Origin of the sequence: Psychrobium sp. 1_MG-2023 (assembly GCF_030689115.1) — a bacterium.
Classification (GTDB): Bacteria; Pseudomonadota; Gammaproteobacteria; order Enterobacterales; family Psychrobiaceae; genus Psychrobium.
In genome coordinates this window covers 124,654-135,382 of the sequence record NZ_JAUYVJ010000009.1, presented here as the reverse complement: position 1 = coordinate 135,382, position 10,729 = coordinate 124,654, and the positions used below count along the sequence as shown (strand labels likewise).

The following is a 10,729-nucleotide window of genomic DNA, read 5'->3' as shown; positions in this document are numbered from 1 at the left end:
CCCCATGTGAGAGTAGGACATTGCTAGACACCTATTTAGAGAAAGCCGCTGCAGAAATGCAGCGGCTTTTTTGTTTTGTGATGTTTAGTTATTTACGCGTGACGATAAGCCTCATCACTGTGTAGTGAAACGATGTAGCGCCGTGGCAATGATCATCGCTCGCGGATCAACATAGGCACAGCTTGTTTCCTCGAACGCTGTTCGATGGAAAGCGAGCCGAGGGAGTAGGGCATTGCCAATCACTATTTATACCAATCCGCATTAAAGGTTGCCCACTAGAGCCCAGTCTCTTGAGCATAATTTTTTTACCGTTTCTTTGTTTTTGATGAAGCTTAACCAAGCTAGGGTGCATTGTTCGACAATGTCGTTGTAGTTTTTAAAGCATCTATTTGCCAAGTGTCGTTGGCGTAGCCATTGCCAGACCTGTTCTATCGGATTCAGTTCGGGAGAGTATGGTGGTAATTTGATTATAGAAAGATTATTGAGTTCACTAGCAATGTCATCCGTGTGCCAACCTGCGCCGTCCATGATAACTACGGCATGCCTACCGAGCTGGGTCTTGTCTGAAATCTGTATCAAGTGTTGTTCCATCATCTCTTTAGAAACAAAAGGTGCGATTATCGCTTCAGTCTCACCTGTTGCTGGGCATACTGCGCCAAACATATAGGCGTATTCGAACTGTTGCTGTTGCACGGCTCTTGGACGAGTACCTGTTTCTGCCCAAATTCTTGTTGTTGTGTTTTGTTGGCCGAACCGGCCCTCATCCTGAAACCATATATCGACCTGTGATAAAGACACTGTACCGGGGATCGTCTCGATCGTTTTATTTTCAAGTTTTTTTAAACTCGTCTTGGGCCTGTTGAGATTGCTTAGGGTGTTTTGAACGACTTGTGATCCAACTAAAGCCTATCTTTTTAAGCAGCTTGTATACGTGATTGAGGTGGTAATCAACGCCAAACTGAGTTGATATATAGTCTTTAATGTCATGACCAGTTAATCGACCACCAACGTCTGATTTTGCTTGATGCTCAATATAGCTGGCGAGCTGTTTAGTTTGTTGAGGTGATAGTTGGGCTTTCCTTCCAAGACGAGGTTTATCTTCAAGGCCTGATAAACCTTGAGATAAATAGTTCGATACCCAGTTGTTAACACTTCGTCTGCTAACCTTCAGTGTGTTGGCGACAAGCGTTCTATTTTGGCACTCCAAAAAGTGTGCAACGGCTAGTAAGCGAATACGCTTGTTAGCATTTTTTTCTTTCTTCGATAGACGAATTAATTCATTTGAATCGATTAATGCCATAGTGACTGTGACGATATTGGTTTTAATACCAATATTAGATCATACTTTTAAGCGGATTGGTATTAGTCTAAAGCCCCCGCATTAAGTTGCGGGGGCTTTTGCGTTCTAGGCTTTTATTAAATTGGCAGACGTCATTCTAGTAGTTTTTTAGGCGGGAGCTTGCTCAATACGTCGCACACTTAATTAAGCAGCGCGTGATATGAGATCCTCGATAAACCCACTTCGAGGATGACGACTGGTGCCTTTAACGCAACCGCCGTCATCCCGGTAACCTTTTAAGCTGGGCTTTTCTCTGACTGTTATTCACTTGAGTTAAAGGAGGAGGCTTATTAGTTTGGCCAATCTTCTGGTATTAGTTTCCGCTGTTTTAATCCCGCTAGCCCTTGTAATCCTCCCGTGTGTAGCAACACGATATGACTACCTGGAGGAAAGAAACCTTGTTTAATTAAATCGAAAATAGCGTAGAACATTTTTCCGCTGTAAATCGGTTCTAGAATGATGCCGAAATCTTGGTAGAAGTCTTCGATAAAAGTTAATAATTCAGGTTGTATTTTTCCGTAACCACCGAAGTGATAGTCCTCAATGAAGTCGAGCTGCATTAAGTGTTGTTCAACGCCGAGTAGGGTGGCTATCTCATTTTGTAAATAAGCAGCTTTTTTTAATACTGGAATACTGACTATTTGCTGTGATTCTTTAGCTCCAGTCAGTAATCCAGCTGTTGTACCACCACTGCCACATGGAGTGCAAATATGTGTAACATCGTTGGGAAGTTCGTTAATTATTTCTGCAACACCTTGTAAAGCGAATTTGCTGGTTCCGCCTTCTGGAATAATAAAATGATCAGGGTGCTTTTGTTGTAATTGCGTAAGGTAGGCTGGGTCATGTCGACTTTTATATTCAAGGCGACTGATAAATTCAATGTCCATCCCAGCACTGCGAGCTTGAGCTATTGTTGGATTAAAAGGATCGTATTCCCCACGGATAATCCCTTTGCTTGAAAGACCACTAGCTTTCGCTGCATAGGCAAGTGCGTGAATGTGGTTAGAGTAGCCGCCACCAAATGAGAGTACTTTTTTAAAGCCTTGCTCTTTCGCATACAATAAGGTGTATTTAAGCTTTCTCCACTTATTTCCAGAGATTGTAGAGTGAATAAGATCATCTCTCTTGACCGACAATGTTAAGTGATTAGATGCTGAATACTGAGTTTGTAGTTGAATTAAAGGAGAATTAATCTTTTTATTAAGTAAAATAGGTATTCCCTCATGTATTTAACTAGTTAACTATTGCATGCTTATTATATATCGGGATAATAATTTAAAGTATTTTTATTGGTAAGGTTTGTAACATGCTATCAGGTTTATTCAAACGACAGTCGCAAACAGGCTCTTGCTTGTTGAGTATTGTTATTCAACCAGCCAGTGTCACTATCGTTAAGTTTGAGGACGATAGTTATCAATCAGAACAATTACCTTGCTTAAATAAAAACTATATAGCCACAATAGATAAGCTTATTTCAGAATTAGCTCCTAAGCAGGCGAAAGCACAAGTGATATTAACTCATGGCTTATACCAAGTAGCACAAGTAGACAAACCTGAGGTCCCTGAAACGGAAATTGCACAGGCGATCGTATGGAGTTCGAAAGACTTATTTAATATTCCACCAGAAAATCAGTTGCTTGAATACTATCAGACAGTAACAAATGCACCGACAAATAAGCTTAATGTTGTTGCGTGTGAGAAAAGCATGGTCACTGCACTTATCGATAAATTAATAGAACTTGATATTGAGCTCGTGGGTATCTCTATTGATGATATTGTTGCTACTCACTTGGTCAAAGATGAACAAACCAATATTTTGGTGTTTCACACTCCCGGTTTGCAGATCCTCGTTGCAATCATAAAAGATGGACAGTTATGTTTTAGCCGTCACATAAAAGGGTATGATAATTTGCATCAGTTAACGGGAGAGGACTTTGATGCCGGTGTTCTAAATAATCTAGCACTAGAGGTTCAACGTTCTATCGATTTTGCTGTGGGACAATTGAAACTAGAACGTGTAGCCAATATATTTGTAGTCGTACAGAACTTTGATTCACAACACCTACTGGTGAAACTTCAGGAGTTTTTCGACGTCAACATAGAACTATTATCACCTTATAACGATAGTGAACTCACGCGTTATCCTATTAATGCTGCTGGCTTTGATGAACTAACCATGGAGTTAAGCGTATAAATGAAAACACGGATTAATCTATACCTTCCTGAGTTACGTCCCGTAAAAGAGAAGTTACCGCTGAGTCTAACCGTGGCTATTTCAGCAGGAACATTAGCCCTTATAATAATCATTGCATTGTCTTTGTTTGTTTTAATGGAGCAAAAGCGCGATGAAATGATCAATAAAGAGCATGAGTTGGTTCAAGCACAAATTCATTTAGGGCAAAAAATAACTGAGCTAACAAATGCAACAGATAATACGCCGTTATTAAATGAGATAGCGACTCGCAAAGCTGAAATTACAACGAAAAAACGGGTATTGGCGGCTTTGTCATCACAGTTTTCTACTAGCGTTCCATATTCCCCCTTGTTTAAAGCTTTTGCTGAATTAGATACTGATAATGTCTGGTTAACCAAGATTTCAAAAACCAATGGGTTATTAAATATTGCTGGAAGTGCTTCGACTTCACGGGACATACCTCGTTGGGTTGAGCAGCTAAAGTTGTCGCCTATTTTTAGTGGCCAGACGTTTAACGCACTTGAAATTGAACGGGATGAGCAACAAGTTAATTTTGTGCTTAAAAATCCATCGCCATTTGTTGCCGAGGTAATAAAATGAAACAGTGGCAAACGTTAAATGCTAAGTATAGCCAGATGACCTTAAGAGAGAAGGCATTAACTTTAGGTACTATCCTTGTTGTGCTAATTTTTGGTTCTAGCCACCTTATTATTGAGCCAATGTTTGTTCAATACCAAGGATTATCATCTGATAGTAGGAAGTTGCAAAACTCAATTAACGAAGTAAATCAACAACGACAGGAAGTTGAAGATAAGTTAGCAACAAACCCATTATTGCAACTGGAGTTGCAATTAGAACGACTGAACTTGCAACATATTGACTTAGAAGAAAAACTACAACAAAAAGAACTGTCATTGATTTCTCATGAAGAAATGGCTAGAACTCTTCAATACATTCTTCTAGAAAATAGCCAGCTAAAGCTACTGAAACTAAAATCTAAACCAGCAAAAGAAATCTTGTTAGCGGCAGAGCAACAACACGGTGAAACAGCAACCGCTTTATTGTATCAGCACGGTATGGAAGTTGAAGTTCGTGGTACTTATTTCGCGATATTAAAATTTTTACAACAACTTGAACAAAGTCAGCAGCCATTGCAGTGGGGCAACTTCATCTATGAAGTCGTTGAGTACCCGTATGCCTCAATTAGCTTTGAGTTAAATGCTGTCAGTACCGATAAGGAGTTTATTGGTGTTAAAAAGTAATATAGTGATTTTTTTTATTTGTGTGCTCTTTTCTGTTACGGTTGATGCTCAGAGGTTGTCAGACCCAACGAAGCCCAAACACTCTTTTAACACAAGTGTATCAGCGACAACTGACTCTATTTCAACTAAGAAAAAACACAGCTTAAATGCAATAAAAGTTACTGACCGCGGTAATATTGCGATTATCAATAACCAACAATATCGTACGGGTAGTAAGTTAGGGCAAGATACAATTATTAAAATAAGTTCGAACAAAGTGTTACTTTCTTCGGGAAAAAAAATGGTTTTATTCGCTGACTCAGTGATCAAATTGTCATCAAAGGATTAAAAACTAATGACATTAGTTAGTTTACAAAGAACAATAGTAGTTGCTTCAACATGCTTTTTAGCTAGCTGTCAAATGACACCAATAGCAGAAGAAAAAGAACATATCCAGCAAACAATTAATGCGTCAATTGAGCAAACCAAACAGCAAAATAAGCCTTTTGTTGTTCCGCCGAGAATAACACAACAACTAATGCCGAGTTTGTTGCAAAATAAAAGTATGCCAATTGAAAAGCGATTTGATATTGCAGCAAAAGACGTAGATGTTAGAAGTTTTTTCTCAAGCCTAGTATCACAGACGCCTTATAGTGTCGCCTTTCATAATGAACTGTCGGGTTCGCTATCACTTAACCTTAAGCAAGTAACACTATCTGAAGCGCTCGAGGCAGTTTCTGACTTGTATGGCTATCGAATAGAAAAGCAGGGACGTATTTTCCAAATTTATCCAGCAAGCATTTCTACAGAAACCTTTAGCTTTAATTATTTATTATTAAAACGAAATGGTACCTCTCAAACGAGTATTTCATCCGGTGGAATAACAGAACGTAATAGCAACGGTAGTAATTCGAATAACGCTAATAATTCGAGTAACTCACGAAATAATAATAGCAGCGGTGGAGCAAGCGGTGCCAATGGCAATGCTGTTAATGGCACCTATATCGAGTCCGTGACTGAGACCAATTATTGGCAAGAGCTTGAAAAAACTTTAACAAGCTTGATCTCTGGTGAGGGACGAAAGGTTATCTTGAGTCCGCAGTCAGGTTTAGTTACTGTGCGTGGTTACCCTCAAGACATTCAAACGGTAAAACGCTTTTTGGCCCAATCTGAAGAGAACCTTCAACGACAGGTTATCTTAGAGGCAAGAATCGTTGAAGTAACCTTACATGATGGGTTCCAGCAAGGAATTGAGTGGGAAAACCTCCTTAGTCACGTTGGGAGTGGTGATATTACCGATTTTAACTTCTCAACTTCACCGTCTGTTATTTCAGATCCTATTAGTGCGGCGCTAGGTGGTGTGGCATCATTGAGCTTTAAAAATGCGAATTTCAGTGGGGTAGTGTCATTACTTAGCACACAAGGCGATGTTAATGTCTTATCAAGCCCAAGAATTACAGCAATTAATAACCAAAAGGCTGTGATTAAAGTCGGTAATGATGAATATTTTGTCACCGATGTCTCTTCAACTTCAAGCAGTGTTGGTGATAATGTTGTGTCGAATCCTGAGGTTGAATTAACACCGTTCTTCTCCGGTATCGCATTAGATGTAACACCACAGATCGATGATGAGGGGCAGGTTCTATTGCATGTGCACCCTTCTGTAATTGACGTTGTCGAGCAGCAGAAAACCATTGAATTACAAGGTGGGAGTTTTCAGCTTCCATTGGCTAATAGTTCTATTCGAGAGACAGATACCATCATTAAGTCTGCAAGTGGTGATGTCGTAGTGATCGGTGGCTTAATGAGTTCAAGAACAACAGATAATACATCTAAAGTGCCTCTGTTGGGCTCAATCCCGCTGCTAGGTGAATTATTTACGAACCGTAAAGAGCAAGTGAAGAAGACAGAACTGATTATATTAATTAAACCAGTGGTTGTTGGTGAAGGGACTTGGCAAAAGCAGTTAGAAAAGTCTCAGCAATTGCTTGAAAAGTGGTACCCTAAATAGGCTGTTTAACTATGTATTTATACCATTTCGGCATGAGAGAATTGCCTTATACGTTAACGCCGAATACAGACTTTTTTTTAAACTTAAAGCCTCATGTTGAGGCTTTGCAAGTTTTATTAAATGCGTTAAAACAAGGTGAAGGTTTCATTAAAGTCACTGGTGAAGTGGGGACGGGGAAAACCCTCATTTGCCGTAAGTTGCTTAATGAATTACCTCGAGGCTTCGCTGTAGCATATATTCCTAATCCTTACCTTTCCCCACAGGAATTACGCTTAGCTGTTGCAGGTGAATTGGGTTTAAAATTCTCAACAGACATTGACCAACAGCGATTGACTCAATTATTGCAACAGCACCTACTTAATTTATCTCAGCAGGGGAAGGCTGTGGTTGTTATTCTAGATGAAGCACAAGCGTTACCTGATGAAAGTCTTGAAGCGTTGCGCCTATTAACCAATTTGGAAACTGAGCGTCGCAAGCTACTGCAGGTTGTGTTATTTGGCCAACAAGAATTAGATGAGCGCTTAGCAGAGAAAAAGTTTAGACAGTTAAGGCAGCGTATTTCATTTAGTTATCAACTGCGTAGTATGACTGTGGGGGAGGTTGCTCATTATATCGAACACCGAACTAAAGTTGCTGGTTATGATGGTCAGCGTTTATTTAGTGAAGCGAATGCTAAAAGAATCGCTATCGCGAGTAAAGGTATACCTCGTTTAGTTAATATCTTATGTCATAAATCGTTGTTGCTCTGTTATGGGGCTGGTGAAAAGGTGATTAGTAAAAAGCATGTTAACGGGGCTATTGTTGATACTGTTGATGCTAGTCGTTTTCAGGCGAAAACTCCGCAGTTTCTGGCTGCATCGTTGCTGATTGCTGCCTCGTTGCTTCTTTTTTCGTACTTAGGTAATAGTTGATGAGTGTGATTAATAAAGTCCTTAACGATATTGAGCAGCGTAAGCAGCAAGAGCAGAGTAACCTGACTAACCTTGAAGCGTTAGAAATCAAGGAAAAGAAGAAAAGTTTAGCTCCTTGGTTGGTCGTTATACTTGTGCTTGTCTGTATTTATTGTGCTTTTTCATTTGGATTGTTTGGGACAAAGGTGTCAGATGCTGTAACAACAGTGCCAGGTACTCTTGGTATACATAATGTCAGTACCATCAATGACTCGAATCGTGCTCAAGACTCCACACAGACTGAAAGCGGCACTATTATTGATAGCCCTGCGCTGGTTGAAGAGTCTGTCTCGGCAAACCGCTCTATTGTCATTGAAGATTCAGTTATTGCTGAAGACTCTGTTGCCGCTGAAGGCTCTGTTGTCGCTGAAGGCTCTGTTGCCGCTGAAGGCTCTGTTGTCGCTGAAGGCTCAGTTGTTGCTGAAGGCTCAGTTGTTGCTGAAGGCTCTGTTAGCGCGTCAATAACAGGAACGACAGGCAACAATAAAATGAATCCGCAAGTTGAGCGTGTTGATAACGCCCTTGCTAAACAACAATCTTCCTTTGAACAGAATGACCTTCAATTGATAGAAGCAACGGTTGACAAGCCTGAATTATCATCAGCGAGTGAAACGGCACCTACTATTACTCTAGAGGAAGTTGAGCAACCGGCACAACTTTCCATTAAACCTGTGCAATTGAGCGAAGAGCAGCTTGCTCAATTGAAATATCAAAAGGGACTTAAGTTACAAAGTAAAGGGGAATTAGTTGAAGCGCGAGAAGCTTGGTTAAAAGCGATATCAATTCAAGTTGATTTGCATCAAGCACGCGAGCAGCTAGCTGCTAGTTATTTTGGTGCTAATGATGTTGCCCGCGCACTAGCTATCTTAAAGCAAGGTATTGTGTTGTTTCCTGACTATGAAGGCTACCGTTTATTAGGGGCTCAAATTCATTACCAGCAGCAGCAGGTCCAGCTTGCATTAGATATGCTACAACAGCCTTATTTAAAAGCCACTGCAAGTATTCACGCATTGTCATTGGCAGGCTCTTTGGCTCAGCAATTAACCTTATGGCCTCAAGCACAACAAAGTTATCAGAAGTTAGTCGAGCTTGAACCTGGTAAAGCACAATGGCTTATAGGTCTTGCAATAGCGTTGGATGCCCAAGGGCAAACAGCCCAAGCTTTAGTGTTTTACATGAAACTGTTAGTGATACCAAATTTAGATAAATCGTTATATGACTACGCTGTAGAGCGAGTTAAATTGTTGCAAAGAGATCAGAATGGCTAAAGCTAAGTTAAGAATGCGCCTTGGGGACTTATTAGTTCACGAGCATATTATTACTGAACCACAATTAATGGATGCCTTGAGCTCGCAAAAAAGTAGCGGTAAAAAACTGGGCGCTGCGTTAATTGAGTTGGGTCATATTACTGAAACTCAGTTACTGACTTTTTTGGCTCAGCAATTAAATGTTGAATTTATTGATGTCAGTCAGAGCAAGATTGATCCTAAAGTCGCGCAACAGCTACCGGAAGTACATGCTAGAAGACATCGAGCATTAGTTATTGCTGATGATGGGATGACTGTGACGTTGGCTATGAATGATCCGGCAGACTTAAATGCCGTTGATGCATTAGAGCTGTTTTTGTCGCCTAAGCAAGTAAAGTTAGCCGCGATAACAGAAACTCAATTAATAGAGTCATTCGATCAACTATACCGCCGAACTCAAGACATTGCTGCGTTCGCTGAACAACTAAGTGAAGAGCACGGCGACGAGCAAGAGTTTGAGCTTGCCGGACTAGAAGATGCCGATGAAGATGCGACCGTTGTAAAGCTATTGCAGTCTATCTTTGAAGATGCTGTGCAAATTAAAGCTTCCGATATTCATATTGAGCCGGAAGAGAAATTGGTTCGAATTCGCCAACGTGTTGATGGTGTCCTCCAGGAGAGTGTCCTAAATGAAGCCAACATTGCTTCAGCACTCGTGTTGCGTTTGAAATTAATGGCTAGCCTCGATATTTCGGAAAAGCGCTTGCCTCAAGATGGGCGTTTTAATATTAAAATAAAACGTCATAGTGTTGATGTTCGTCTTTCGACTATGCCCGTACAGTTTGGTGAATCGGTCGTAATGCGTCTGCTTGATCAGTCCGCTGGTGTTCTTGGTATGGAGCAAACGGGGATGCCAGCAGAGATGCAGCAGCGTTTACGCTATCAAATGAGCCGCCCTCATGGGATGATTTTAGTTACTGGGCCAACAGGTAGTGGTAAAACAACCACCTTATATGGAGTTTTAAATGAACTTAATGATCCAGGCAAAAAGATCATTACTGTCGAAGATCCTGTTGAGTATCGCTTACCGCGTATTAATCAAGTTCAGGTAAGTACTAAAATTGGGTTAGATTTCTCTAATGTTTTACGCACGACGTTACGCCAAGATCCCGATATCTTAATGATTGGTGAGATGCGTGACCATGAAACAGTTGAAATAGGCTTGCGGGGCGCTTTAACTGGTCACTTAGTTTTATCAACATTACATACTAATGATGCAATTTCGAGTGCATTACGACTAACTGATATGGGCGCACCAGGCTACTTGGTTGCTAGTTCACTACGAGCGATCATTGCGCAGCGCTTAGTTCGTAAAAACTGTGTTCACTGTAAAGTTGAACATCAGTTAACACAGAATGAAGTTAATTGGTTATCACACTTAGCAGGACATGATTTAAGCGCCCACTCGTTCTATCAAGGCAGTGGTTGTCAGCGTTGCCAACAAACTGGTATGTCTGGTCGAGTGGGTGTGTTTGAGTTTCTAGAAGTTGATGCGCCGATGGCTGAAGCGCTTCGTAAAGATGATCCTGATGCTTTTACAAAAGCAGCCTCCGCAAGTAATGGCTTTAAACCATTAGCTCAAGCTGCGCTAGCATTTGCTCTTGAAGGAACTATTCCAGTCAGTGAAGTGTTACGTTTAGCAGAGCAATCCCACGGGGAAAGTACGACCACACAAGGTGCTGATTAA

At 40.7% G+C, this 10,729-nt stretch carries 10 protein-coding genes; 8 read left to right on the top strand and 2 right to left on the bottom strand.

The features are described from left to right. Window positions 1-261: 261 nt before the first annotated feature. A protein-coding gene (locus Q8W26_RS06880) for an IS630 family transposase (RefSeq protein ID WP_305472866.1) occupies window positions 262-1,291 on the bottom strand; the annotation gives its coding sequence in 2 pieces (ribosomal slippage) (window positions 262-840 and window positions 842-1,291; 1,029 coding nt in all). Window positions 1,292-1,629: 338 nt separating this feature from the next. After that, complete coding sequence (locus Q8W26_RS06875) at window positions 1,630-2,517, bottom strand: 1-aminocyclopropane-1-carboxylate deaminase/D-cysteine desulfhydrase (protein WP_305472864.1); 888 nt, start codon at window positions 2,515-2,517, stop codon at window positions 1,630-1,632. A 128-nt stretch (window positions 2,518-2,645) separates the two neighbouring features. Between Q8W26_RS06875 and Q8W26_RS06870 the strand changes: the two genes are divergently transcribed. From Q8W26_RS06870 to Q8W26_RS06835, 8 genes are read left to right on the top strand one after another with little or no spacing between them, the layout of a single operon-like run. Next, window positions 2,646-3,533: a hypothetical protein gene (locus Q8W26_RS06870; RefSeq protein ID WP_101214442.1), complete on the top strand. Its 888-nt coding sequence runs from the start codon at window positions 2,646-2,648 to the stop codon at window positions 3,531-3,533. Continuing rightward, the gene (locus Q8W26_RS06865; protein WP_101214441.1) at window positions 3,534-4,133 is read left to right on the top strand and encodes a PilN domain-containing protein; all 600 of its coding nucleotides are present in this window, start codon (window positions 3,534-3,536) and stop codon (window positions 4,131-4,133) included. After that, the gene (locus Q8W26_RS06860) at window positions 4,130-4,795 is read left to right on the top strand and encodes a hypothetical protein (protein ID WP_101214440.1); all 666 of its coding nucleotides are present in this window, start codon (window positions 4,130-4,132) and stop codon (window positions 4,793-4,795) included. Before Q8W26_RS06865 ends, Q8W26_RS06860 begins: the two co-directional genes overlap by 4 nt. After that, window positions 4,782-5,123, top strand: coding sequence for a hypothetical protein (locus Q8W26_RS06855; protein ID WP_101214439.1), 342 nt, complete (start codon window positions 4,782-4,784; stop codon window positions 5,121-5,123). The genes Q8W26_RS06860 and Q8W26_RS06855 overlap by 14 nt, the downstream gene beginning before the upstream one ends. Window positions 5,124-5,129: 6 nt before the next feature. Beyond that, window positions 5,130-6,785: a pilus (MSHA type) biogenesis protein MshL gene (mshL, locus tag Q8W26_RS06850; RefSeq protein ID WP_101214438.1), complete on the top strand. Its 1,656-nt coding sequence runs from the start codon at window positions 5,130-5,132 to the stop codon at window positions 6,783-6,785. 11 nt (window positions 6,786-6,796) lie between these two features. Continuing rightward, window positions 6,797-7,696: an ExeA family protein gene (locus tag Q8W26_RS06845; RefSeq protein ID WP_101214437.1), complete on the top strand. Its 900-nt coding sequence runs from the start codon at window positions 6,797-6,799 to the stop codon at window positions 7,694-7,696. Beyond that, on the top strand, window positions 7,696-9,003 hold the full coding sequence (locus Q8W26_RS06840; RefSeq protein ID WP_305472860.1) for a hypothetical protein: 1,308 nt from the start codon (window positions 7,696-7,698) through the stop codon (window positions 9,001-9,003). Before Q8W26_RS06845 ends, Q8W26_RS06840 begins: the two co-directional genes overlap by 1 nt. Continuing rightward, window positions 8,996-10,729, top strand: coding sequence for a GspE/PulE family protein (locus tag Q8W26_RS06835; protein ID WP_101214435.1), 1,734 nt, complete (start codon window positions 8,996-8,998; stop codon window positions 10,727-10,729). Before Q8W26_RS06840 ends, Q8W26_RS06835 begins: the two co-directional genes overlap by 8 nt.